26 protein-coding genes and 1 tRNA gene are annotated in these 22,507 nt (G+C 60.4%); 11 read left to right on the top strand and 16 right to left on the bottom strand.

What is annotated here, in order from left to right:
* Window positions 1–64 precede the first annotated feature (64 nt).
* Entirely contained in the window at window positions 65–1,987 is a 1,923-nt protein-coding gene (locus OHL18_RS03050; RefSeq protein WP_263373356.1) for a PP2C family protein-serine/threonine phosphatase, read from the bottom strand.
* 217 nt (window positions 1,988–2,204) lie between these two features.
* Between OHL18_RS03050 and OHL18_RS03045 the strand changes: the two genes are divergently transcribed.
* From OHL18_RS03045 to OHL18_RS03025, 5 genes are all read left to right on the top strand, one after another.
* Complete coding sequence (locus OHL18_RS03045; RefSeq protein WP_263373355.1) at window positions 2,205–3,071, top strand: sugar phosphate isomerase/epimerase family protein; 867 nt, start codon at window positions 2,205–2,207, stop codon at window positions 3,069–3,071.
* Between the two features lie 47 nt (window positions 3,072–3,118).
* A complete protein-coding gene (asnS, locus tag OHL18_RS03040; RefSeq protein ID WP_263373354.1) occupies window positions 3,119–4,465 on the top strand; it encodes an asparagine--tRNA ligase in 1,347 nt (448 codons plus the stop codon).
* An 8-nt stretch (window positions 4,466–4,473) separates the two neighbouring features.
* On the top strand, window positions 4,474–4,923 hold the full coding sequence (locus tag OHL18_RS03035) for a hypothetical protein (protein WP_263373353.1): 450 nt from the start codon (window positions 4,474–4,476) through the stop codon (window positions 4,921–4,923).
* A 1-nt stretch (window position 4,924) separates the two neighbouring features.
* Window positions 4,925–6,154 (top strand): D-alanine--D-alanine ligase family protein, encoded by a 1,230-nt coding sequence (locus OHL18_RS03030; protein ID WP_263373352.1) that lies wholly within the window; start codon window positions 4,925–4,927, stop codon window positions 6,152–6,154.
* An 84-nt stretch (window positions 6,155–6,238) separates the two neighbouring features.
* Window positions 6,239–6,505 (top strand): hypothetical protein, encoded by a 267-nt coding sequence (locus tag OHL18_RS03025; RefSeq protein WP_263373351.1) that lies wholly within the window; start codon window positions 6,239–6,241, stop codon window positions 6,503–6,505.
* Between the two features lie 225 nt (window positions 6,506–6,730).
* On the opposite strand, the gene ilvA is transcribed toward OHL18_RS03025, so the two are convergent.
* Complete coding sequence (ilvA, locus tag OHL18_RS03020; protein ID WP_263373350.1) at window positions 6,731–7,969, bottom strand: threonine ammonia-lyase; 1,239 nt, start codon at window positions 7,967–7,969, stop codon at window positions 6,731–6,733.
* 36 nt (window positions 7,970–8,005) lie between these two features.
* A complete protein-coding gene (locus tag OHL18_RS03015) occupies window positions 8,006–8,296 on the bottom strand; it encodes a hypothetical protein (RefSeq protein WP_263373349.1) in 291 nt (96 codons plus the stop codon).
* A gap of 193 nt (window positions 8,297–8,489) precedes the next feature.
* Between OHL18_RS03015 and OHL18_RS03010 the strand changes: the two genes are divergently transcribed.
* Window positions 8,490–8,891, top strand: a complete 402-nt coding sequence (locus OHL18_RS03010; RefSeq protein WP_263373348.1) for a ribosomal maturation YjgA family protein — start codon at window positions 8,490–8,492, stop codon at window positions 8,889–8,891.
* Between the two features lie 69 nt (window positions 8,892–8,960).
* On the opposite strand, the gene OHL18_RS03005 is transcribed toward OHL18_RS03010, so the two are convergent.
* The 8 genes from OHL18_RS03005 to trpB form a co-directional block, all read right to left on the bottom strand.
* Window positions 8,961–9,833 carry a prephenate dehydrogenase gene (locus OHL18_RS03005; protein WP_263373347.1) on the bottom strand — a complete coding sequence of 291 codons (873 nt, stop codon included), beginning with the start codon at window positions 9,831–9,833 and terminating at the stop codon, window positions 8,961–8,963.
* Window positions 9,830–10,459, bottom strand: a complete 630-nt coding sequence (locus tag OHL18_RS03000) for a Fic/DOC family protein (protein ID WP_263373346.1) — start codon at window positions 10,457–10,459, stop codon at window positions 9,830–9,832. Before OHL18_RS03000 ends, OHL18_RS03005 begins: the two co-directional genes overlap by 4 nt.
* Before the next feature lie 6 nt (window positions 10,460–10,465).
* The gene (locus tag OHL18_RS02995) at window positions 10,466–10,705 is read right to left on the bottom strand and encodes an antitoxin VbhA family protein (protein WP_263373345.1); all 240 of its coding nucleotides are present in this window, start codon (window positions 10,703–10,705) and stop codon (window positions 10,466–10,468) included.
* 51 nt (window positions 10,706–10,756) lie between these two features.
* Window positions 10,757–11,800, bottom strand: a complete 1,044-nt coding sequence (gene aroF, locus OHL18_RS02990) for a 3-deoxy-7-phosphoheptulonate synthase (protein ID WP_263373344.1) — start codon at window positions 11,798–11,800, stop codon at window positions 10,757–10,759.
* Window positions 11,801–11,846: 46 nt separating this feature from the next.
* Window positions 11,847–12,131: a chorismate mutase gene (gene pheA, locus OHL18_RS02985; protein WP_317890456.1), complete on the bottom strand. Its 285-nt coding sequence runs from the start codon at window positions 12,129–12,131 to the stop codon at window positions 11,847–11,849.
* 63 nt (window positions 12,132–12,194) lie between these two features.
* Window positions 12,195–13,016 (bottom strand): tryptophan synthase subunit alpha, encoded by an 822-nt coding sequence (gene trpA, locus OHL18_RS02980; RefSeq protein ID WP_263373343.1) that lies wholly within the window; start codon window positions 13,014–13,016, stop codon window positions 12,195–12,197.
* 15 nt (window positions 13,017–13,031) lie between these two features.
* The gene (locus OHL18_RS02975; protein ID WP_263373342.1) at window positions 13,032–13,508 is read right to left on the bottom strand and encodes an energy transducer TonB; all 477 of its coding nucleotides are present in this window, start codon (window positions 13,506–13,508) and stop codon (window positions 13,032–13,034) included.
* Between the two features lie 25 nt (window positions 13,509–13,533).
* Window positions 13,534–14,793, bottom strand: a complete 1,260-nt coding sequence (gene trpB, locus OHL18_RS02970) for a tryptophan synthase subunit beta (protein WP_263373341.1) — start codon at window positions 14,791–14,793, stop codon at window positions 13,534–13,536.
* Window positions 14,794–15,336: 543 nt separating this feature from the next.
* Between trpB and OHL18_RS02965 the strand changes: the two genes are divergently transcribed.
* Complete coding sequence (locus tag OHL18_RS02965; protein WP_263373340.1) at window positions 15,337–15,498, top strand: hypothetical protein; 162 nt, start codon at window positions 15,337–15,339, stop codon at window positions 15,496–15,498.
* 115 nt (window positions 15,499–15,613) lie between these two features.
* Here OHL18_RS02965 and OHL18_RS02960 read toward each other — a convergent pair whose 3' ends face one another.
* From OHL18_RS02960 to OHL18_RS02945, 4 genes are all read right to left on the bottom strand, one after another.
* Complete coding sequence (locus OHL18_RS02960) at window positions 15,614–17,200, bottom strand: EAL domain-containing protein (protein ID WP_263373339.1); 1,587 nt, start codon at window positions 17,198–17,200, stop codon at window positions 15,614–15,616.
* Window positions 17,201–17,272: 72 nt separating this feature from the next.
* A complete protein-coding gene (locus OHL18_RS02955; protein ID WP_263373338.1) occupies window positions 17,273–17,980 on the bottom strand; it encodes a phosphoribosylanthranilate isomerase in 708 nt (235 codons plus the stop codon).
* 16 nt (window positions 17,981–17,996) lie between these two features.
* Window positions 17,997–18,806, bottom strand: coding sequence for an indole-3-glycerol phosphate synthase TrpC (trpC, locus tag OHL18_RS02950; protein WP_263373337.1), 810 nt, complete (start codon window positions 18,804–18,806; stop codon window positions 17,997–17,999).
* Between the two features lie 53 nt (window positions 18,807–18,859).
* Window positions 18,860–18,946, bottom strand: a tRNA-Leu gene (locus OHL18_RS02945).
* A 155-nt stretch (window positions 18,947–19,101) separates the two neighbouring features.
* Between OHL18_RS02945 and OHL18_RS02940 the strand changes: the two genes are divergently transcribed.
* On the top strand, window positions 19,102–19,362 hold the full coding sequence (locus OHL18_RS02940; RefSeq protein ID WP_263373336.1) for a hypothetical protein: 261 nt from the start codon (window positions 19,102–19,104) through the stop codon (window positions 19,360–19,362).
* A 115-nt stretch (window positions 19,363–19,477) separates the two neighbouring features.
* On the opposite strand, the gene OHL18_RS02935 is transcribed toward OHL18_RS02940, so the two are convergent.
* Entirely contained in the window at window positions 19,478–19,960 is a 483-nt protein-coding gene (locus OHL18_RS02935; protein ID WP_263373335.1) for a response regulator, read from the bottom strand.
* 222 nt (window positions 19,961–20,182) lie between these two features.
* Between OHL18_RS02935 and infC the strand changes: the two genes are divergently transcribed.
* From infC to OHL18_RS02920, 3 genes are all read left to right on the top strand, one after another.
* Window positions 20,183–20,836: a translation initiation factor IF-3 gene (gene infC / locus OHL18_RS02930; RefSeq protein ID WP_317890479.1), complete on the top strand. Its 654-nt coding sequence runs from the start codon at window positions 20,183–20,185 to the stop codon at window positions 20,834–20,836.
* 374 nt (window positions 20,837–21,210) lie between these two features.
* Complete coding sequence (locus OHL18_RS02925; RefSeq protein WP_263373334.1) at window positions 21,211–21,402, top strand: hypothetical protein; 192 nt, start codon at window positions 21,211–21,213, stop codon at window positions 21,400–21,402.
* Window positions 21,403–21,497: 95 nt separating this feature from the next.
* Window positions 21,498–22,412: a hypothetical protein gene (locus OHL18_RS02920; protein ID WP_263373333.1), complete on the top strand. Its 915-nt coding sequence runs from the start codon at window positions 21,498–21,500 to the stop codon at window positions 22,410–22,412.
* The last annotated feature ends 95 nt before the right edge of the window (window positions 22,413–22,507 follow it).

The raw sequence follows: 22,507 nt of genomic DNA, 5'->3' as shown, positions 1-22,507 counted from the left end.
ATTCCCTTCGGGAATGACAAAGGTTGTGGCAGTGGCTCACGAGGTGCCAAACTGTCCGGGCCGGTCAGGATTTCAGAGGCACAGCCACTCGGGTGAGGGTGAGGACGGCGATGTCGTCGTCCTGGCCGAAGCGCTGGGCGGTGGCCGCAATCTCTGCGGCGGGGAGTGCGCTGATGGCAAGGGTTCGGTCGAAGCCGAAGAGTTCGTGAGTCGTCGCGTCGCGGGCTTCGAGCACGCCGTCCGTGAGGAGGGTGAGGGTGTCGTCGGGTGCAAGCGTTAGCGTGGTATTTGCGTACTCGGCTTCGGCAGTCAGGCCAAGCGGCAACGCTGCCTCCAGCACAAGTTCTCGGCCGCTGAGATAGGGATTCAGATGTCCGGCGATGGCCAGGGCGGCCTCTCCGTTGGGCGCGATGCGGACCGCGATCGCCGTAGTGAAGCCCTTCGAGCGCCCGAGCAGGCGGCGATTGAGGCCGGTAAGAATCTCCGCCGGGTCGGTGGTGGTTTCGGCGAGGGTGCGGAAGGTTCCGACGAGCAGCGCGACGTTCATGGCGGCGGGAAGGCCCTTGCCGGAGACGTCGCCGAGCACTGCGAGAATGCCTCCGCCTTCGATGGGCAGAATCTGGAAGAAATCGCCGCCGACCTGCTGGGCGGGGTGATAGACGGATTCAATGCGGAAGCCAGGGATATTCGGCAGCTCTTCGGGGATGAGGATCTGCTGAATGGTGCGGGCAGATTCAAGTTCAGCCTGGGTTTGCGCCTGGTCGCGCGAGACCTGGTCATACCGCAGAAAGATAAGCAACCCAATCGAGAGCAGGTACGTAGCTGCGAAGGTCGGTTCGAAGTTAAAGCGTACCAGGCCGAGGTTTAACGATGGAAATGCAAAGCTGGGGTCGTGCGTTTGTACGATCAGCTCAATCCCGAATAGGAACCCGGCCGCGTTTGCGAAGACGGAAGGAAGGAGAAGCAATCGCGCTTCCCGGTTGCCCGCGCGATAGGCGCGAACCAGAATGACCAGAACGAGGACGATGGCAGGCAGCGTGAGCGAGTTCTCGACCCATTCGAGCGTACCGTTGGCAAACCTGCCTCGCCACAGGAGCGTGTTGAAGGGAAGGGGGAGCAGGATGAGAACAACCTGATAGATGCGAACAAACCTGCCAGGGCTACGTCCGATAAAGCTGTGGATGAACCCAAGCTGACTGGCGAAAAAGAAGTAAAGGCAGGGATCTCCGAGGAAGGCGTTCCAGGAATACGGTGCGCCACCATAGATGTCCATGGCGGGGATAGCAATGGTCAGAGCGTAGAAGAGGAGCGTAAATCCTAGCCAGAGATACTCCCTGCGCGCGGGTTGCTCGTAGAAGAACCCGAGCAGAAGCAGCGCTGCGAGGCTCATGACGACGAGGACGGCGATGGGAAAGACGAGCTTGCCGACGCGGGTTCCCTGGTGAGCGCGGGCTGCAACCTCAATGGCGGCGGAAGTCCCGGTGGTCGCCCGTGTGAAGCTAAGGCCATCACTGAACTCGGCCGGGTAGAGATGAGAGCGAATGGCCACCTCCACAGTGTTGTTGCCGGAGCCGGCTGCGGAGCGAAGCGGGAAGATCAGTTCCTGGTCCTTCCGCCAGCGAAGTGAAGAGCGGATGGGATCGCCGATTCGTTCGCCGTCGACGTAGACCTCGAAGGATGCTTGCGTGCCGATGAGGAGGAGGTCGATGGGACCGGCCTGCGCAGGGAGAGCGATACGCTTGCGAAACCAGCGGGAGTTTCCGTGGGAGACGGAATCGGGCAGGTCGTTGGCGAAGCTAGTCTGCTCCCAGGTCGAGTCGTCGAAGTTCGGAGCGGCGTAGGCGGGGTTGTCGCCAAGGTGTACTCGCCAACCGTCGTCTTCGCGGACGAGGATTTGGGTGCCTGGCTCAGACTGGATCTCGGATTGGGCTCTTGCGGGGCCGACGACCACTGTCAGGACAAGGAGGATCAGGAGAACGTTTCGCAAGGCTGCTCCGCGATTGCTTTTGAAAGGGGCCGGTGGGGATGCTCCAGTTTAGCGCGGAGAGTTTAGGCGTTCCCAGTTCATCGCGGTGAAGATACATGGATGGATAACCCGGCAGGGGCAAAAGCAGATTCCTTCCGGGAATGACAATCAAGATGATGTGCTGCGGTAGCTCTAAGGGATCGTGCCGTTGAAACCGCAGGCTGTTAGCCTAGAAGTGATGCAGCCTGGAATTTCTACCCACGTATTTCTCCAGCAGCGCCTGCACCCTGGCCTGCTGGATGCTATGGTTCGGGGCGGGGCTAGGTCGATTGAGATCTTCGCCGCGCGCCATCACTTCGACTACGCCGATCGCTCGGCGGTGCGCGAGATTGCGCAGTGGTTCCGGTCGAACGAGGTCACGGCTACGCTGCACCAGCCGCTGTATGCGGATGCGCAGTGGAGCCGGCATGTCGCGCCCACGCTGAACCTGATCGATGTGGAGAAGTCGCGCCGGATCGATGCGATGGATGAGGTGAAGCGGGCGCTGGAGTCTGCGGAGCAGATACCGTTTGGTGCGGTCGTGCTGCATCTGGGTGTGCGCGAGGACCACTGGAGCGCGCGGTCGCTTGAGAACTCGCTGACGGCGATTGAGCATCTGAAGGCGTTTGCGCGTCCGCTCGGAGTGAAGTGCCTGGTGGAGAACCTGCACAACGAGGTGGCCACGCCGGAGCATATCCTCGAGGTGCTGAAGGTGGGGCACTTCGATAACGTGGGCGTCTGCTTCGATACGGGTCATGCGCAGCTTTCGGAGATTGGGCTTGAAGGCTCGTTTGCGTTACTAAAGCCGCGTATCGCGGAGCTTCATGTGCATGACAACGGCGGTGTGCGCGATGAGCATCTGTGGCCAGGGTCGGGTGCGATCGACTGGGCTGCTTTGTCGCGTCTGGCGGCACAGCTTCCTGCCGGCCTTCCAGGGATTCTTGAGATTTCGCATGAGCTCGAGGAGACGGCTGAGACGGTGACCGCGAAGGCGCGGACGGCGTACGATCTCTTCGAGAAAAATGCAGAAGCAGATTCCCTTCGGGAAAGACAAGCAAAAGAGTGAGCAACTTTCTAAGTCGAAAACGCTATTTGTAACTGAAAGAGATACACATGCCAGAGTCTGTAACCGAAAAAGTAACTTATCCAACAATCGCCACGCTGGCCGCCCATGAAGGCGAGACGATCACCCTGCGCGGCTGGCTGTATAACCTTCGCGAGAGCGGCAAGCTGCTCTTCCCCATCTTTCGCGACGGCACGGGAACGATCCAGGGCATCGTGCCGAAGGCGGCGGTGGCGCTGGAGGTCTTTGATCGCATCAAGGGGCTCACGCTGGAGTCGAGCGTCATCGTTACGGGCAAGGTTCGCGCTGACAGCCGCGCTCCCAGCGGGTTTGAGCTTGATGTGATCGATCTTGAGATCGTGCAGCAGGTTTCGGCGGAGACGCCTTTTCCGATCTCGCTGAAGGAGCATGGCGTCGACTTTCTGATGGAGCACCGGCATCTGTGGGTGCGGACGCCACGGCAGTCGGCGATTCTTCGCGTCCGCGCGACCATCATGCGCGCTGCTGCGGAGTACTTCGATACGAACGGCTTCACGCGCACCGATCCGCCGATTCTGACGCCGAATGCTTGTGAAGGAACGAGCGAGCTGTTCGAGATGGACTACTTCGATAACGACAAGGCGTATCTGACGCAGTCGGGGCAGCTCTATATCGAGGCTACGGCGCTGGCGCTTGGCAAGGTGTACAGCTTCGGGCCGACGTTCCGCGCGGAGAAGTCCAAGACGCGGCGGCACCTGACGGAGTTCTGGATGATCGAGCCGGAGGTCGCTTATATCGGTCTCGATGAGTTGATGGAGTTGGCGGAGAACTTCATCGCGCACATCGTTGCTCGTGTGCTGGAAGGTCATCGGGCCGATCTGAAGGTGATTGGCCGCGATGTGACGAAGCTCGAGACGATCCAGGCTCCGTTTCCGAAGATCAGCTACGACGAGGCTGCGACGATGCTGGCAGAGGCCTTCAAGGAAGGCAAGATCGAGAACGAGTTTGTCTACGGCAATGACTTCGGGTCGCCTGATGAGACGTACATATCAAGCCAGTACGACCGACCAGTGATGGTGCATCGCTATCCTGCGGCGTTCAAGGCGTTCTACATGCAGCCCGACCCGCTCGATCCGACGAAGGCGCTTTGCGTGGATGTGCTTGCGCCGGAGGGATATGGCGAGATCATCGGCGGTAGCCAGCGCATCGATAGCTACGACCTGCTGAAGAGCCGGATTGAGGAACATCATCTGCCGCTCGATGCGTTCCAGTGGTATCTGGATCTGCGGCGGTACGGGTCGGTGCCTCATGCTGGGTTTGGGATGGGAATTGAGCGGGCGGTGGCGTGGATCTGCGGCTTGGATCATGTGCGCGAGACGATTCCGTTCGCGAGAACGCTGAACAGGATTTATCCCTAAGGAGAGCAATGCCCGAAGAATGGCAGCCAGCGTGGCAGATGGAGAGCTTGCCGCCAGAAACGCCCCGAGAAGCTATCGGTGGATGGCTTCTCTTTTTCTGCATCTCGCTGACCATCATTGCACCGCTCACTTGGCTTGGCCGCATCGCGAGGTCGGCCCAACTCTATTGGACCGTGACCTATGGTGTGATGTTGATCTTTATGATCTGTGCCGGCGTCGCAACCTGGATGCGTTCGGACTCTGCCTTTACTCTGTTGCGGCTTCTCTTCGTAAGCAGGCTCGTGTACGTCGCGATGCAAATCCATTTCGGGTTCAAATTGCAGTCGCTTGGGCGTTCCCCAGAGACTGTTACGAAGGAGTTTATGAGCGCGGCGACGAATGCCTTTAACGTTGTCCTATGGTTTTGGTATTTCAAGGTTTCAACCCGCGTTGAGCGCACGTTCGGAAGGAATATCTAAGTTGGCAAAGAAAAAACTTCGCATCGGCATTCTCTTCGGTGGGCGCTCTGGCGAGCATGAGGTCTCGCTGCTCTCTGCTGCCTCGATTCTTAAAGCGATCGATCGCAAGAAGTACGAGATCGTTCCGCTTGGCATTACGAAGCAAGGGCAATGGGTGCGCGACCTCGAGGCGCAGCACTTGCTTACTGGTTCGCCTGCGCCTTCGGCTCTTGAAGTGCCGTCCGAACACGACCCTGAGATTGCCATTGCTGCGGCTGTGATTCGCAGTGGAGAGCCGCTGCGCATCCCTGCGCCGAAGCCGCATGTGGCGCAGGTTTTTCAGACAATCGACCTTGTCGCCAGTGCTGATACTGCTCTCGCGCAGTCATCGTCAGAGAACAATGCTCTTGGAGTCGACCTCATCTTTCCGGTGCTGCATGGAACGTTTGGTGAAGACGGCACGATTCAGGGGCTGCTTGAGCTTGCGGATGTAGCTTACGTTGGCTCTGGCGTGCTTGGTTCGTCGGCTGGAATGGACAAGGATGTGATGAAGCGGCTGTTCGCGGCTGCCGGACTGCCGCAGACGCCGCACATTGCATTGTTGCGCAGCGAGTGGAAGGCGGATGCGAAGCGTTGCACGAAGCTGATTGAGAAGGCGCTCGAGTATCCGGTGTTTGTGAAGCCGGCGAACCTGGGATCTTCGGTGGGAATCAGCAAGGTGCACGATCGCAGCGAGCTCGCGGCGGCGATGGACCTTGCCGCGAGCTTCGATCGCAAGCTGGTGATCGAGCAGGGTGTGGGTGGGCCGGGAGCGAAGCCTCGGGAGCTTGAGGTGGCCGTGCTGGGCAACGATGCGCCGGAGGCTTCGGTGGTGGGTGAGATCGTGCCGGGGGCGGAGTTTTACGACTACAACGCCAAGTACCATTCGGATGCTTCGGTGCCGATTATTCCGGCAGAGCTCTCGAAGGCGGAAGCGAAGCAGATTCGAGAGATGGCGCTCGCGGCGTTTCGCGCCTGCGATTGTGCGGGACTTGCGCGGGTGGACTTCCTGATGGAGCCGAAACGCAAGGGGCAGCCTGCGAGGATCTTCCTGAACGAGATCAACACCATGCCGGGGTTCACGAAGATCAGCATGTACCCGAAGCTGTGGGCGGCGTCGGGTTTGCCTTACAAGAAGCTGATCGATCGACTGATTCAACTTGCTGTTGAACGGCAAAAGGAAAAGGCGGAGACCAGCTTCAGCCGCGAATAGATGCGGTACGAACGTGATGTCCTGACGCGGCGTAGCGCGAGTGTGGGATAAAGCCCTTCGCCGGGGCGAAATAAGATCGCCGCTATGAGCGACGAACTGTATGCGAAGGCGCGGTTGACCAGGGAGCAGAGAGAAGAGATCGAGCTTCTGGAGATGAAGGCATGCCTGGCTCTGCTGGACGATCAGATTGTGCAGCTACGGCGGTTCAGGGGGTTCCATTCGGACGGTGAGATGGCGCCGGGCGCGGAGTATCACGCGCTGATGGCCTCGGTGGCGTACTCGACGAAGCTGGCCCGGCAGTTGAATGCGAAAGCTACGCAGACGCTCTGGGAGCGCGGTCTCCGGGGCTGAAGCCCCTTTTCGTTGTGGGTGGTTATCGCGGGCTGAAGCCCGCTGCTACTCCATTTCTCTGCGCAGCGGTTATCGGTAATTCCCTTTTGGACTGGTGGCGGGGTTCCCACATCTGGCGATGAAGCTGCCAGATATGGGCACTCGGCACCCTTGTAACAGCAGATCCTCCGACTTCGTCGAAGGAGGACAAGGGTTGGATTGTGGCGGCCTCGTGTTCAGAAGTTCTTACAGGACGCGGCTGAACTTATATCCGCCGGTGGTTAGAGCGCCAAGCAGCTCTTCGACCTGTTCGCGACCGCGAGTTTCGAGCGTGATGTCGATGGTGGTGTCGCCGAGGTTCACACCGTAGTAGGCGCGGTTGTAGAGGGTGTCGACGATGTTGGCGCGGTACTTGGCCATGAGGGCGGTGAGTTCTGCGAGAGCGCCGGGCTTGTCGAGCAGATGGATGCGGAGGCGGATCATGCGGCCATCCTGCACGAGACCGCGCTCGATGATGCGGGAGAGCAGGGTCACGTCGATGTTGCCGCCGCAGACCAGAACGGCGGTGTGAGCAGGCAGCGGACGAGCAGATAGCGATGTCTTCTTCTGAAGGAGAGCGGCGAGGGCGGTTGCGCCTGCGCCTTCGGCGAGGGTCTTCTCGCGTTCGAGCAGGACGAGGATGGAGGAGGCGATCTCATCCTCATCGACGGTGACGATCTCATCGACATACTGCTGGACGACGGGGAAGTTCACGTCTCCTGCGCGGCGGACGGCGATGCCGTCGGCGATGGTGGTCGAAGGGTCGATGGTGACCGGGTGGCCCTGTTCGATGGCGATCTGCATGGAGGGCAGGCGCGCGGTCTGGACGCCGATGACGCGGACCGAGGGCTTCGACTGCTTGATGGCGCAGGCGATTCCGCCGATGAGGCCGCCGCCGCCGATGGGGACGACGACGGCTTCGAGTTCGGGGATCTGTTCGAGGAGTTCGAGGCCGATGGTGCCTTGCCCGGCCATGACGGCGGGGTCGTCGAAGGGGTGGATGAAGGTAAGGTTCTGCTCGGCGGCTAGGCGGGTGGCCTCTTCGCAGGCTTCGTCGTAATTTGCGCCGTAGAGGAGGACTTCGGCGCCGAAGCCGCGGGTTGCCGTGACCTTGACCAGCGGGGTCGCGAGCGGCATGACGATGAGAGCGCGGATGCCGCGCTTGGTCGCGTGGTAGGCGACGCCCTGGGCGTGGTTGCCGGCGCTGGCGGCGATGACGCCGCGGCCGGCCTGCTCCGGCGTGAGCATGGCGATGCGGTTGAGCGCGCCGCGCTCCTTGAAGCTGCCCGTCATCTGCAGGTTTTCGAGCTTGAGGTAGATCTCCTGGCCGGTCTGAGCGGAGAGCATCACCGAGTGCGGGCAGGGGGAGTAATAAATCGAGCCACGCAGCCGCTCCCGTGCTGCGAGGACGTCATCGAGGCTGATGCTGGTGGCTTCGGTAATCATCTCGTCAATGTTACGTGATGAGGCGCTGGTGTCGCTTCAATTCGCGGAGGTGATGCTGCGAACGACGACGCCTGAGGTCTCGAAGTGGGAGACGCGGTGGTTGTTGCCGTGGCCAAGCTGCACGGCCTTGCGCAGCATCAGGATGAGGGGGCGCGACTGGTCTTCGAAGAACTTGCTGACGGCATCGTCCCATGGGACGACGAGGTTGTAGGCGGCGTCACACTTCTGGCAGTAGATGGGGTCTTCAAGCCAGCGATGGAAGGCGGCGTGGGGCAGCTTGCCTACGGGGTCGGTGCCGGAACGGATCGCTGCGATGGTCAGCTTCATACTTGTTTAGATTACCGAAAGACTGAAAAGACCCGCTGCGCGCGGGGCGGTCACTTCGTGACTTGTGTTGGGCTTGGCGTCGCCCTTCCTTCGGTCGAGATGAAGAGTTGTTCGCGAACAACGCGAAGCGGTATACGCGTCACGAAGTGACCGCTGCCCGCGCAGGGCGCACTTTCACTTAACATGAGAAGACATGCCATCTGCATCCAACTCCCGCCGCTCCGCCTATGTTGCGTTGCTCATCCTGACCATTGTTCTCGGGCTGGTGCTGCGGCGCGTGCCGATGGGGCTGCCTTACGTGATCGTGAAGTATGGCGGATCGATGCTGTGGGCAGCGATGGTGTATTGGGTCGTTGCTTTGCTTGCGCCTGCGTGGAGCGCGCTGACAACGGCGATATTTGCGGCGGTGGTTGCGGCTTTGGTGGAGTTCTTCAAGCTGTATCACGAGTCGGTGCTGGATGCGTTCAGGCGGACGCTGGCGGGACAGTTGTTGCTGGGACGGTATTTCTCTTGGTGGGATATTGTTGCGTATCTTGTGGCGATTGCGCTGGTGTATAGGCTGGATCGTGGGTTTGTTCGGCGGGGCGGGGCTTAGGGCTCGGTGGTGCCCCGAACAAAATGCGGGGATTCTTCGGCTACGCCTCAGAATGACGAGCGAGAAGTGTTATCGGGCTTCGCGGAACTTGTTGGCTAGAAGGAATTCTTCGCGCAGCTCGGGGGTCTTGAGGTTCTCGCGGATGTGCTGGAGGCGCTGTTCGAGCGCGAGCAGGGTTGCGGCAACGGGATCGGTGTTCGAGAGAGCGACGTCGCGCCACATGCTGTAGGGGCTTGCGCCAAGGCGCGTCATCTCGCGTAACGCGCGACCGCCGATGGCGTCGATCTCGGCGCGCCGCGCGGGATCGTTGCCGAAGGTGTCTTCAAGCAGCGCGGCGAGAGCGGTGGAGAGCATCTGTGGGAGATGGCTGACCCACGCGCAGAGCTCATCGTGATGGGCGGCGTCGAGGTTGAGCGTGCGTGCGCCGAACTTCGCGACCCAGGTACGCCATTCCTGTTCGATGGCTGAAGGCTCGTGGTTTGTGGGCGGGGTGAAGAGCCACATTGCATTTTGGAAGAGTGTGGCCTCGGCGAGCGCCGCGCCGCCAGATTCCTTGCCGGCCATGGGGTGGCCGGGGAGAAAGGTCGCTGACTGCTTGCCTGCGAAGAGCCGTGTGGCGGCTTCGGTGATCTGGAGTTTTGTGCTGCCTACGTCGGTGACGAGCTGGCCGAGCTTCAGCACGGGAGCGAGGAGGTGCATCCAGTCGAGGATGGCGAGCACGGGGACGGCGAGGACGATGAGGTCGGCGCTCTCACAGGCGGCCAGCGTCTCGGCGCGGCTATGCAGGACGGTGTCGATCGCGCCATTTTCGAGTGCCGCAGCCAGCTCGGCTCCGCTGGCGTCGAAGCCTGAGATGGAGCCGACGAATCCGGCCTGACGCAGGGCGAGACCCACTGATGCACCGATCAGTCCAGTCCCGATAATGACGATCCGCTCGATCATTCGCTTGAAGATTTACTCGCGCGCCTGGAGAACAGCGCAGCTTCGATTATGGCAGCAAGCTGGGTGTTGTCGCCTTGAGTGTGGGAGAGGATGGAGGCATCGATCATCTGCTGCTGGGTGAAGCCCGTCCCGACCAGCGACCACGAGAGCGGGTGGCCTGCGTGCAGGGCGAGCGGGCGGATGAACTCGCGCTGGCTGCGGCCGTTGCCTTCGCGGAAGGGATGGATGGCATTTATCTCGCCGAGATAGAAGGCGGCTCGTGTGATGAAGGATAGTGTGTTGAGATTTGTGAGCAGCTTCTCTTTCGCGAGCTTGTTGAAGAGCTCATGAAGCGCGCTACCGATTTGCATAGCGGGGCCGAAGTTGGTGTTGCCTTTCGAGATGTCGACGACTCGCAGCTCGCCGGCCCAGGGGAAGACGTCCTGGAAGAGGTATTTGTGGATGTCGAGGAGATGGGCTGTGTCGAAGTCGCCGGTGACTCCGCGATCTCTCATCTCGCCGATTCGAGTAAAAACGAGAGGAGCTTCGAGGGCGTGAAGGTCAGCGTAGTTCGTAAGCTTGAAGAGGTTGCGCGGACACGCATTGCCGAGTTCCGAGTGCGGATCGTTTGTGAATCCGGAACTCACCTTCGATCAGGCCGCGCCAACGATAGCGTCTACTAAACCGGCAGATGACATCCGGGCGTGGAGGCTGGCAACGCGCGACCGTACCGCAGCAGAAAGCTCTTCGCGATCCAACTCGCCCTCTTCGAATCGACGCATCAGCGCGAGCGTAGGAGCGTCCAGAGACAATCCCTCCATCGCGAGGGTGCCGATGGCGTCTTCGTTCGATTGGCGGCGGCGAAGCTTTTCTTCTTCAGTAATTACGGCCATTAGCGCACCTCGCTAACCTCAATTTTACCGCCGCCAATTGCGCTATGAAAGCTATTTCTGGAGCGCGGGAACGCCCTCCGCGATGGTTCTTCCCACTACCGGCGCTAGCTGTTTCAACTTCTTTACCAGCTCCGTCAACTGCTCTGGGCGGAGGGATTGTGCGCCGTCGGACATGGCTTTGTCGGGGTTGGGGTGCATCTCCATCAGGAGGCCGTCGGCACCGGCGGCGACAGAGGCCAGCGCCATGGGTGGCACGAGGTCACGGATGCCTACGCCGTGTGAGGGGTCGGCGAAGACGGGCAGGTGGGTGAGCTTCTTGAGGACGGGGACGGCCGAGACGTCCATGGTGTTGCGGGTGTAGGTCTCGAAGGTGCGGATGCCGCGCTCGCAGAGCATGAGGTCGTAGTTGCCGCCGGAGAGGATGTACTCGGCGGAGAGAAGGACCTCTTCGATGGTTGCGGATATGCCGCGCTTCATCAGCACCGGTTTGCGGACGTAGCCAAGCTCGCGCAGAAGGTTGAAGTTCTGCATGTTGCGCGCGCCGACCTGGAAGCAGTCGATGTAGGGGAGCATGACGTCGATCTGCGAGATCTCCATGACCTCGGTGATGACGAGGAGGCCGGTCTCATCGGCGACCTCGCGCAGCAGCTTGAGGCCTTCAAGGCCGAGGCCCTGGAAGCTGTACGGCGAGCTGCGCGGCTTGAAGGCTCCGCCGCGGAGGAACTGGGCACCGGCTGCGGCGACCTGGCGGGCGGAGGTGAGGATCTGGTCGCGGTTCTCGACCGAGCAGGGGCCAGCCATGAGGACGATCTCGTCGCCACCGACGACGACGCCGTTGGGGAAGGTGATGCGTGTGCCTTCGGGGCGGAAGTTGCGACCGGCGAGCTTGTAGGGTGAGGAGATGCGATAGGCGTCGTAGACGCCCTCGAGCACCTTGAACTCGGCCACGTCGAAGTGGCTGGGTGTGCCGACGCCGGCGAGGATGGTCTGCACCGAGCCGGTGGTGCGGTGGACGTTGAACCCGAGCTCTACCATACGCTCGATCACATTTTGAATGGCTTCATCGGAAGCCTGGTCCTGCATCGCTACGATCATTTGCCTGCGTCCCTTGCTGTTGTTTCTATGAAACTGAATCTTGTTGCTAACTCTTCTTCTGCAGCGACCGCATGACGTCGATCAGGCGCTCGTAGATGTGTTGCATCTCCTGGTCGGGCAGCGGGCCGGGGTTCACTCGCTTTACGTGTGCGAAGACGCTTTGTTCGCGCTGCGGTTCATAGACTGCGAGGCCGCTGCGATGCTTGATTTCGCCGATGGCGGTTGCTGCTGCTGCTCGCTCGCTGATGAGCTTCACGATCTGCTCGTCGATGGCATCGATCTTGGCCCGCCAGTCTGCCAGCTCCAACTCTGTGCTCCCTGTCTCGCTCATGTGCCGCTATCTCTCTACGTTGAAGGTTGAAATCCGCAACGCCCATCATACTGGGAACCCTGTTTACCGGACCGCCATGCGGATACCCGACTGCTGGGACGGGCCTGCGCCATCGCGGAGTTTGTAGATGAATCTGCCTACAACAGTTGCTGCCTCCGCGGGCGGGGTCTTTTCGATCAGCGAGACGATCGCGCTGCCGATGACGGCCGCCTCTGCGAACTTGCCTACGGCCGCAACGTGGATGGAGTTCGAGATGCCGAAGCCGACGGCGATGGGCAGCTTGGTGAACTGGCGCAGCCGGGTTACGAGGTCTTCGGCGTCGTCGGCGACCTGCGTCTGTGCGCCGGTGATGCCGACGCGGGAGATGGCGTAGACGAAGCCGGTCTTGCCGGTGGCGAGGCTGGCCTCGGCGATGGCCTTGAGGCGGCGGTCTGGGCTGGTTGGCGCGGCGAGGAAGATGGGCGCGAGCTGGTTGGCGCGCAGAGCTTCGAGGTACTCGTCGGCCTCTTCGACGATCATGTCGGTCAGCAGGATGCCGTCGATGCCGGAGTCGGCGGCCTCGCGGCAGAGCGGCTCGATGCCGATGCGGACGACGGGGTTGAGGTACGAGAAGAGGACGAGGCCGGCGTTGGGTCGAGCTTCACGGATCTGCTTCGCGACGACGAGGACGTCGGTGATGCGGACGCCGCGGGCTACGGCACGCTCGCTGGCGCGCTGGATGACGGGGCCGTCGGCTAGGGGATCGGAGAATGGGACGCCGAGTTCGATCACGTCGGCGCCGTTGTCGATGGCGGCGAGGGCGATGTCGCGAGTGGTGTTGAGGTCGGGGTCGCCGGTGGTGAGGTAGGCGACGATACCGGGTTTCTTGGGGAAGTCAATTGGCATATGTTGTAATCAAACCTATTCTTTCGCTTTCGAGTCTTGCGCAGCGGCCTGTTTAAGCTGCGCCTGGGCGTTTGCCTGAGCTTCGGCCTTTTCTGCAGGCGTATCGCCAAGGCGAAAGTTGACCGGTTGAGTTATCTCTTTCGCAATAGGATGACCGGAACTGAGATAAGGACGATAAGTCCAAGTCTTAGCGACATCAACTGCGGCCTTACGAAGTTCCGGCGGACCACTCAGAACTTGAATATCCTCCGGCTTACCCTCAGCAGATATTGTGAACTTAAGTAAAACTGAACCTTCAATACCAGCGGCTTTTGCGGCAAGCGGATACACCGCTTGTTGGCCAGCTATGCGCATTCCTGGCGCAACGCCACTCACTCGCAAGGGATGGTCTACCGGCGAGGCAACAGGCGGTGTATCTTGTTGGGCGCTCAACAAATTTCCGTAAACGAACAAGCTAGTTAGCATAACTAAGAACAACCGACGCATCTTCATGGCGGAACCCTCCGAAGTCGACTAACTATCGTGTAAGCGAGCCGTGTAGGTTTAGTTCACGGGCGAGGATGCCCATATCCTTGTCCCCCCGCCCACTCAGGTTGACCATAATAATCTGATCTGGGGACTTTGACGGCGCAAGTCGGATCGCTTCGGCTACTGCATGGGCAGACTCCAGCGCGGGAATTATCCCCTCCGTCCGCGAGAGCGTCACAGTCGCCTTCAGCGCTGCATCATCAGAGCAAGAAACGTAGGTTGCGCGGCCGGAGTCGTGGAGCATCGCGTGCTCCGGGCCGACCGAGGCGTAGTCCAATCCAGCTGAGACCGAGTGTGTGCTGGAGACCTGTCCGGCGTCGTCTTGCAGGACGTAGGAGTACGTGCCCTGGAGGACGCCGGGGGTGCCTCCGCCGATCTTCTGGAAGCGGGCGGCGTGTTCGCCGAGACCTGTGCCTCGGCCGCCGGCTTCTACGCCGATCAGTTCGACGTTGGCGTCCGGGATGAACTCGTAGAAGGCTCCGATGGCGTTCGATCCGCCGCCCACGCAGGCGACGATCGTATTGGGAAGTTTGCCCTCAGCATCCAGGATCTGCTGGCGCGCCTCGCGGCTGATGACGCGGTGGAAGTCGCGGACCATGGTCGGGTAGGGGTGCGCTCCGAGGGCGCTGCCGAGGACGTAGTAGGTGGAGCGAACGTTGGTGACCCAGTCGCGCATGGCCTCGTTGATGGCGTCCTTGAGCGTGGCCGAGCCGCCGGTGACGCCGCGCACCTCCGCGCCCAGAAGCCTCATGCGGTAGACGTTCGGCTCCTGGCGCTGCATGTCCTCCTGGCCCATGTAGATGACGCAGTCGAGGCCGAGAAGAGCGCAGACGGTGGCGGTGGCGACGCCGTGCTGGCCTGCGCCGGTCTCGGCGATGATGCGCTGCTTGCCCATGCGCCTGGCGAGCAGGCCCTGGCCGAGCGCGTTGTTGATCTTGTGCGCGCCGGTGTGGAGCAGGTCTTCGCGCTTCAGGTAAATCTTTGCGCCCCCGAGGGTCTCGGATAAACGCTTGGCGTAGTAGAGCGCGGTGGGACGGCCGGCGTAGTGGTGCAGCAGGCCGTCAAGCTCGGCGTGAAAGGCCGGGTCGGTCTGCGCGGCTGCGTAGGCGACTTCGAGCTCTTCGAGCGCCGCCATCAGGGTCTCCGGCACATAGCGCCCGCCGTAGGCTCCGAAGCGTCCGGCCGTGGCGCTGGCTGGGGTTGTCGTCTCTTCCGCTATCGTTTCCGTTATCGTCGCTGAACCGCTCATCGAAAGTTTCCTCTAAAAAGCCTGGTCAAAAAGGCCGAAGTTGAACGAAAACCGTACCCCATCGGCTGAAGCCGCACCGGATACAGAGCACCTACGGCACGGCTAAAGCCGTGCCCTTAAGCAGAACCGGGTATTTCATACGCCTGTAAAACGAAACCAATATCCAGTGTGCCTCTAAACGAAATCAAGAAGTGCAGGTCTAAAACGAAAAAGCCGCAACCTTTGGGGTCGCGGCTCGTGTGGATGTCGATTCAACTGAAGTGCTGCCAAGGTTTCAGATGAAGCTACTCCGCCGACGCCGCTCGTGGGCCCCAAAAGGAGCGCCAGTAGCGGACGGTAAACCCAAAACGGCTGGAGGCAAAAGTCATCTTGAAGTCGACGATACACGGGTCGCCAATAGCTCGCAAGCTCACCCGGGCAGAAATTTAATCCTGGCGAGGGAGTTTTCTGCGATTCTGTAACGAATTTCCAGTGGGCCACACAACAAAATCATGAATCCGAGCATCATGCCGGAGCGTCTTATCAGCAGCAACGGAGGAGAATATGAAACTGAGAATTGCTCTCGTATTCGCACTGGTTGCTGGTCTAAGTCCCGTACTTGCAGAAGCTCGTACGCAGACTCCCAGCGTTCACCAGCATGGCTCGACGACCATTCATGACCGCACGCCCCACGCGCGGATTCACGAGTCGCAGCCGCATCACTAATCCCTAACGTATTCGGCGGACATTCCGCCTGCTTCGCGAGGTCGGCCCCGTCCAGAACCTCTTCCAAATCAAAAAATCCAGATATCGATCCGATGTCGAATGGATGCCCGTGCGCTTAGCTGTGCACGGGCATTCTGCTGTCTGCTTCGATCTTGAGATCGTGGATCTCCTGCACACTGCCGTACCAGCGAACCACTTCTCCTGTGGGAGCGAAACGCGGTCTTCCGCGTGACTGTATCCACTTCCACTTGCCTTCCAGATCGCCGACGCGGTATTTGATATCGACGGGAACCCCGGAGTCGAGCGAGTTCTTCATCGCGATGATGGCGGGTTCCAGGTCATCCGGATGCAACGCTTCCATCCACCCGAGATTGCGGGTGCGCGCTCTGATATCGCCGGGACCGGACGCCCATTGGGAGCTGGTCTGGACGCTCTGGGTCAGGGCTTCCACCGCATGGGTCAATTCGGCGGCCTGTGCGACCAGTGTTGCCTCTTCGCTGTGCCTTGCCGCAGACTCCGCCTCGCTGGTGAGGTCCAGCACGGCGATTGAGATTCCAATGACCTCGTCTGCCTCGTCGAAGGCTGGATAGAAGGTCGCGCGAAGCATCTTCGGCGAGTCGCCGGGGACTTTTGCCGGAATCGCGATGTCCGTCTCCGGAAGCGATTCGCCGTTGAGGACGGCGAGGAGGGCCGCTTCGATCCGGGGAAAGAGCTCCGGGAGGACCTCGGCGACGGTCTTGCCGATGTGGTCTGCGAGGGGAATGTCATTGATCTCCGCGAGCCGCGGATTCAGGCTGATGTAGCGAAAGTTGCGATCGAGAAAGCAGAGGCCCACCGGCGCACCATCGTAGATGGCTTGCAGTTGGGACAAGCGCTGGGTGGGGAGAGCTTCGAGGTTCGAACTGGCCCATCCCTCGCCGGGGCTCGCCATCGCCGGCGAGATAGGACGCGGAGGAGCGGCGATGAGTCCTGGGATCTGAGCTACCGGGACGGCCTTGCCGTAGAGCCAGCCCTGCACCTGCTCACAACCCAGCCAGATCAACATGTCGGCCTGCGCCTCTGTCTCGACGCCTTCGGCGACGGTTGTAAGCCCGAGGCTGTGGCCGAGGCCGATGATCGATGCGACGATCTTACGGCTCTCCCGCGACTTCGTCATGGCGCTGACGAAGATTCGGTCGATCTTTAGCTCGTCGAAGGGAAGCACTTGAAGTTGTGCCAGGCTGGAGTAGCCCGTCCCGAAGTCGTCGAGGGCGAGCCGGCAGCCCATCGCTTTCAAGTCCCTCGCCACCACCTGAGCGCGTAGGAGGTCGGTGCACATGGCGCTTTCGGTGATCTCAATCATCAGGCGATTTAGTGGAAAACCGCCTACATCGGCCAGGTCTCGAAGCGTCTTTACCAGGGAGCTATCGCGCAACTGGATGGGAGAGACATTGATCGAGAGCAAGAGTGGATCGGCGATGACGCGGGCCGCCGCAAAGCCCTTGCGCAGGACCTGGCGGGTGAGCTCCCAGATGAGGCCGTGCTGCTCGGCCAGGGGGATGAAGTTTTCCGGTAGGATAGGGCCGAAGGCCGGGTGTTGCCATCGCGACAACAACTCAAAGCCGGTTAGCCTGCCACTTCGCAACGCCGTGATGGGTTGGAAGCCCGGGACGATCCGATCTTCGTCGATCGCTTTCCGCAATTCGTTCAGATCCGAAATCATCGGTCGCCTTAGATCTCAGATTGGCAAACATGCAGATGCTTACAGCCTACGCTAGGAGTGCTATAGACCACCCTACGTCTGTTGGGTGATGACGTAAGGGCCAGAGCTTGCTCGTGGTCTCGCATTCCGGGCTGCGTCGATGAAGCACATCAGCTTTTGGCGGTCTTTTCTTCCGGGTTCTGCTTCAACTCCGCTGGCGACGTCAACGCCCCAAGGATTCAACGCCGCGATGGCGGCAGCCACGTTGGCCGGATGCAGGCCCCCGGCGACGATCAGCCTACCCTGAAACTGCGCGAGGGCTTCGCGCGCTTCGCTCCAGTCGAAGCTGACGCCGGTCCCGCCCGCGCCTTTGGCGCTCTTCGAGTCGATGAGGACGTGGTCGATGGCGGGCTCTTGAGCTATTTCCTTCAACTCGGCGGCGAGATCTTCTGCATTGTTGGTCTTGCCGTCCACTTCCCAGTGGACGGTCTGGGTGATCGAGATGTCTTCTCCCAGATGCTCGCGCAGTAAGCGGACCAGAGCAGCGTCGAAGGCTCCGTGCAATTGAACGCCGGTGAGTCCCGAGGAGCGGACGATCTCTGCAATCTCGAGTGCGTCGGCTGACATGAAGACGCCGATCTTTTCGAGCGCTGACGGGAGATGAGGTGTGATGGCTGCGACCTGTGCTGCGGTCACCTGGCGCTTGCTGGGAGCGAAGACAAAGCCGACCGCATTCGCGCCAAGTTCCGCGGCGATGAGAGCGTCTTCGAGGTTCGTGTTGGCACAGAACTTAATCCACATGGGGATGGATTCCGACTCAGGCCACGACTGCGGCTTGGCGTGCGAGCAAGGCGCTGAGGGCTGCGCCCGGATCGCTCTCGCGCATCAGGGTTTCTCCGATGAGGAAGGCGTCGTAGCCGGCGGCAGTGAGACGGTCGATGTCTTCGCGGTCCTTGATGCCGCTCTCGGCTACGCGAACGACATTGGTTGGGATCGCTTCGGCGAGCTCGAGCTGGATCTCGGGGTGCATCACGAAGGTGCGCAGATCGCGGCTGTTGACGCCGATCATCTGGCAGCCGATCTGGATGGCGCGGTCGAGCTCATTGCGATCGTGGACTTCGCAGAGAACATCGAGGCCGCAGGCGTAGGCTTCGTTGCTCAGGAGCTTCAGGTCGGCGTCTGTGAGGGCCGCGACGATCAGCAGGATCGCGTCGGCGTTCGAGGCGCGGGCTTCGAGGACCTGGAAGCGGTCGACCATGAAGTCCTTGCGCAGGCAGGGGATCGTCGTGGCCGCCGAAGCGATCTCTAGATTGCGTAGAGAGCCCTGGAAGAAGGGTTCGTCGGTCAGGACAGAGAGACCACCGGCACCAGCGGCTTCGAGGGCCTTCGCAAGCGGCTCGGGATCAAAGGAAGGCCGGATCACGCCGCGAGAGGGCGAGGCTTTCTTGAGCTCCGCGATGACTGCGGGGTGAGATTTTGCTTCGGAGATGGCTTTGAGGTTTGCGGCGAATCCGCGTGGCTGGTGAGCTGCTGCCCGGTGCTCAACGGCCCGAAGATCGGCAGCAGCCTTGCGCTCTGCTACATCGAGCGCGGTTCGCGCCAAAATCTGGTCAAGCTGGGTCGCCATGCCTTCGCTCTGTCTAACTAAAGACGGGGTTTGAAGCTGGAGAGAAAAATCTTTGGTGCCGAAGGGGGGACTCGAACCCCCACACCCTTGCGAGTACATGGACCTGAACCATGCGCGTCTGCCAATTCCGCCACTACGGCACGCTGTAAAAGCGTCTCAGCAAGTTGCTGAAGCCTTCAACCGTGAAACTCTAGTGTGTCAAACCCGGAGGGTGCTGTCAATTGAGGCTCGGCTCGCCTACACTGAACTCGCGTTCACTTGATTCTGAAGAACTTTAGAACAGAAAGCGGCCTCCATGACTGACTCGAACAAACCCCTGCCCTCTGACTCAACCAAGGAGATGATTCCGGAGGAGGTCGCGCTGGGAATCCGTAAGCTGGCGCACGATCTCAGCAACGCGCTGGAGATCCTGGTGCAGACCAGCTACCTGCTGGGAACCGTGGAGCTGAAGGAGCCGGCGTCGGACTGGCTGCGGATGCTGGATGGCGGCGTGGAGAAGGCGCTGGGCATCAACCTGGCGTTGCGGGAGTTTGTGAAGGCGCATACGGCGAAGTAGGAGGCATACGTCCCACCCACCTTCGCAAGAGGCGCGATGATGGATGGGGCACCCGAAGAGTTGAGGTTGGGGAGAATATCCGACACGCGACACGAGCGGGTGATCGGAAGCGTCTTTACTTCCTGGTTCCCGGCTTCGCGGTACCGACGCGCTTGGATGCGGCCTTCTTGGGGGCGGACTTGCGCACGGCCTTTACCGGTACTGCGGGGATGCCGGTAGCCTTAGCCTTCTTCGCTTCGTGCGTCTCGAGGAGTTTCTCGATCTGTTGTAGCAGGATGCGGGTCTGCATGGGCTTCACCAGCATCTTGTCGGCACCGGTGTACTGCCAGCCTTCGTCGTCGGTGGGGAAGGCGGTGAGCAGGGCTACGGCGGGCTGGTACGCAGCGGCGCGGGCGGCCTTCACGACATCGACGCCCGCGTCTTCGCTCTCCATACGCATATCGGTGATGACCATGCTGTACTCGAACTTGCGGAGCTTGGCCTTGCCCTCGCGGGCTGACGCGGCGGTATCTACATCGAAGCCGCTGATCTCAAGGACTGCCTTCAGCGTCAGCAACACGGCTACTTCATCATCTACCAGCAGGATCCTGCGTTTCATTCCTTGACCTTTCAGATTCTTTGACTGCTGCGCGATAAGGCGCATGATTTTGCGGCGTTTTCCATCTTGCCCTTCTCTTCGCCCAAATGTCCAATCTTTGCCTTCCGGTGGGCTTGCCAGCCGATTCGTATTCGCGGGCATTTAGCCTGCCGGTAACCTATGGCAGGACGTGCCGAATGCTACACTTTAGTGTGCGGTGCAACCTGAAAAGGGTGCGCCTAAATCTCAACTACGCATGGCCAGCCTGCGGGCTCGCTGTGGAGGCAAATTATCCCACCGATTGATAAGCGTTCCGCGAAGTCTTTTATCCGTACCAACGAGCGTATTCGCGCTCGCGAGATCCGCGTCATTGACGAAAATGGCGAGCAGCTTGGCGTCATGGCACCATTCGACGCCCTGAAGATGGCGCGCGAGAAGTCGCTCGATCTCGTTGAGATCTCCCCCAATGCCGTTCCGCCGGTCTGCAAGATCCAGGACTACGGCAAGTTCCTTTACGAGAAGGACAAGAGCGAGCGCGCGGCGCGTAAGAAGCAGAAGGTGATCGTCGTCAAGGAGGTCAAGTTCTCTGTGACCGTGGACGAGCACGATTACCAGACCAAGAAGAACCAGGCCGTGCGCTTCCTGGGCGAAGGCGACAAGGTGAAGGCGTCGCTGCGCTTCAAGGGCCGGCAGATGGCGCACCGCGATCTGGGCTACAAGATCATCAACCGCCTGATTCTGGACATCGGCGATGCGGGGCTGGTCGAGTTTATGCCGCGCATGGAAGGCACGACGCTGCACGCCATTATTGCGCCCTCGAAGAAGCTGGAACCAGTCGTGAAGAAGCCCGCGGCCGCGTCGAACGCTGCGTCAGTCGAGACCCCGGTCGAGGTCTAGCTTTCCTGGAGTTCCTCGGACCCCTGTCCGGGTGAGTTGCAGAGAAGGCGGCGGAGTCCAGGGATTCCCATTGACTCTACGACGGTGCTCGATTGCCCCGCCGGGGCAGAAGGCTAAGAAATCTATAACAAAAGTGAGGCCACCCGCTGTTTCGGGTGGCCCTTTTCGTGCGTGTCAGGGTTGCCGCGAGACGGGTTTCAGCCTGTGGAAAGTTTCACTATGCCGCGCGAGTTGTATTACGTTAGTAATCTACCGCGTTAATTATTAGGCTATATATCTGATTTCATTGGACTTATCGACGATACGATCTTATCTTCTGGATATCGAGTTTGTCTACAACTTTTGTTCGACCCCTACCCATAAGGAGCTACACCATGAAGAACATCGTCCGCGCTTTCGTCGTCGTCCTCGCCCTTACCGGTGCCGCAGCCTCCACCCGGACGTCTTCCGCTTCCGCCAAAACGATTGCCTCTTCTTCGATGACTTCGTCGTTCATGCCGATCCCGACCTGCCCTCCGGATGGCACGACGGATTGTGGCATCGCCGCGAACAACAAAGGCAAGTAGAACGATCGCCGATAACCGGCCCAAGAAATTGATTTGCCAGCGGGTCATCTTCGCGTAGACTTCTGTAATCACCAGAGTTACGCGAGGATGACCCGATGACCGTACCCGAGACCGTAAAACTTCTTGAGTATTGCGAACCTCTCTTCTGTGTCGCCGCGCTCGCAGCTATCTGTCTCTCGCGATCTTTGAAGCAGTACGGCTTCCTCGCCGGTCTGCTCGCCTCCAGGGTGTCTTTTATTGCGGCGCAATGGGTGGTGGTCTCCCGCTGGCAGATGTTCCCCAACGCCCGTGTCGCCTATCAGTATGACTTCTGGATCTATTGGTCCGGATTCGCGTTCAACTCCGTTCTGATGCTGATTGTCATTGTCAGCATGTACCGGCTGGCGATGGCACCGCTCAAGGGTTTGAACACTCTCGGCATGCTGGTCTTCAAGTGGGTCGCCGCGATATCGGTTCTTGTGGCTCTCGGCTCGGCGTTCGCTCCGCACATCACCACCGTCAACTACCTGGTTGCTTTTGTCTCGCAGATGCAGCGTACCCAGAGCATTCTCATCCTCTGCCTCCTGCTCTTTGTCTGCTTCGCCATCCGGCCGATGGGCCTCTCCTATCGCAGCCGCATCTTTGGCGTGAGCCTGGGCCTTGGAGTGATGGCGACGACGGACATGATCCAGTCGGCGTGGATGCACAGCACCTCTTCTTCCATGTATGGGCTCTTCAGCATCGTCGGCAATGCTGCTGTATGCCTCACCTTCCTTACCTGGACGCTCTACTTCGCGCTGCCAGAGCCGAAGCGACGCCTGATTACGCTGCCTACTACTTCGCCGTTCCTGCGCTGGAACCAGATCTCTGAGGTTCTTGGCGATAGCCCGGGCCATGTGGCGATCGCGGGGCTTCCCCCGGATATGCTGGCTCCCGCCGAGATCGAGATTATGCGACGCGCATCGATGAAGATGACGACGACTACGGCGTGGCCTGGGGCTATGCAGTCGCGGTCGACGGACGCTGCCTGAGGCATTTGGCTGGGAGCCGGTGTGCTAACCAGGAAGTTTGCTTCCCTCGGGCTTTCGAACGTCAGCAAAGGCGAAATGAGGGGGTCTCTCCACTC

The organism is Granulicella aggregans, from assembly GCF_025685565.1.
Lineage (GTDB): Bacteria > Acidobacteriota > Terriglobia > Terriglobales > Acidobacteriaceae > Edaphobacter > Edaphobacter aggregans_B.
The sequence above is the reverse complement of the archived record's forward strand: the minus strand, read 5'-3'. Positions and strand labels throughout refer to the sequence as shown.

What these genes read in the sequence shown, in the direction of transcription:
- trpC (WP_263373337.1), bottom strand. Translation starts at nt 18,806, where the DNA reads ATGGCGACCCAGCTTGACCAGATTTTGGCGCGAACCGCGCTCGATGTA.
- OHL18_RS02960 (WP_263373339.1), bottom strand. Translation starts at nt 17,200, where the DNA reads ATGATTTCGGATCTGAACGAATTGCGGAAAGCGATCGACGAAGATCGG.
- asnS (WP_263373354.1), top strand. Translation starts at nt 3,119, where the DNA reads ATGCCAGAGTCTGTAACCGAAAAAGTAACTTATCCAACAATCGCCACG.
- OHL18_RS02975 (WP_263373342.1), bottom strand. Translation starts at nt 13,508, where the DNA reads ATGAAGATGCGTCGGTTGTTCTTAGTTATGCTAACTAGCTTGTTCGTT.
- trpB (WP_263373341.1), bottom strand. Translation starts at nt 14,793, where the DNA reads ATGAGCGGTTCAGCGACGATAACGGAAACGATAGCGGAAGAGACGACA.
- OHL18_RS03010 (WP_263373348.1), top strand. Translation starts at nt 8,490, where the DNA reads ATGCCATCTGCATCCAACTCCCGCCGCTCCGCCTATGTTGCGTTGCTC.
- OHL18_RS02940 (WP_263373336.1), top strand. Translation starts at nt 19,102, where the DNA reads ATGACTGACTCGAACAAACCCCTGCCCTCTGACTCAACCAAGGAGATG.
- OHL18_RS02920 (WP_263373333.1), top strand. Translation starts at nt 21,498, where the DNA reads ATGACCGTACCCGAGACCGTAAAACTTCTTGAGTATTGCGAACCTCTC.
- OHL18_RS02925 (WP_263373334.1), top strand. Translation starts at nt 21,211, where the DNA reads ATGAAGAACATCGTCCGCGCTTTCGTCGTCGTCCTCGCCCTTACCGGT.
- OHL18_RS03015 (WP_263373349.1), bottom strand. Translation starts at nt 8,296, where the DNA reads ATGAAGCTGACCATCGCAGCGATCCGTTCCGGCACCGACCCCGTAGGC.
- aroF (WP_263373344.1), bottom strand. Translation starts at nt 11,800, where the DNA reads ATGATCGTAGCGATGCAGGACCAGGCTTCCGATGAAGCCATTCAAAAT.
- ilvA (WP_263373350.1), bottom strand. Translation starts at nt 7,969, where the DNA reads ATGATTACCGAAGCCACCAGCATCAGCCTCGATGACGTCCTCGCAGCA.
- trpA (WP_263373343.1), bottom strand. Translation starts at nt 13,016, where the DNA reads ATGCCAATTGACTTCCCCAAGAAACCCGGTATCGTCGCCTACCTCACC.
- OHL18_RS02955 (WP_263373338.1), bottom strand. Translation starts at nt 17,980, where the DNA reads ATGTGGATTAAGTTCTGTGCCAACACGAACCTCGAAGACGCTCTCATC.
- OHL18_RS03035 (WP_263373353.1), top strand. Translation starts at nt 4,474, where the DNA reads ATGCCCGAAGAATGGCAGCCAGCGTGGCAGATGGAGAGCTTGCCGCCA.
- OHL18_RS02965 (WP_263373340.1), top strand. Translation starts at nt 15,337, where the DNA reads ATGAAACTGAGAATTGCTCTCGTATTCGCACTGGTTGCTGGTCTAAGT.
- OHL18_RS02995 (WP_263373345.1), bottom strand. Translation starts at nt 10,705, where the DNA reads ATGGCCGTAATTACTGAAGAAGAAAAGCTTCGCCGCCGCCAATCGAAC.
- OHL18_RS02935 (WP_263373335.1), bottom strand. Translation starts at nt 19,960, where the DNA reads ATGAAACGCAGGATCCTGCTGGTAGATGATGAAGTAGCCGTGTTGCTG.
- OHL18_RS03025 (WP_263373351.1), top strand. Translation starts at nt 6,239, where the DNA reads ATGAGCGACGAACTGTATGCGAAGGCGCGGTTGACCAGGGAGCAGAGA.
- OHL18_RS03005 (WP_263373347.1), bottom strand. Translation starts at nt 9,833, where the DNA reads ATGATCGAGCGGATCGTCATTATCGGGACTGGACTGATCGGTGCATCA.
- OHL18_RS03045 (WP_263373355.1), top strand. Translation starts at nt 2,205, where the DNA reads ATGCAGCCTGGAATTTCTACCCACGTATTTCTCCAGCAGCGCCTGCAC.
- pheA (WP_317890456.1), bottom strand. Translation starts at nt 12,131, where the DNA reads ATGAGCGAGACAGGGAGCACAGAGTTGGAGCTGGCAGACTGGCGGGCC.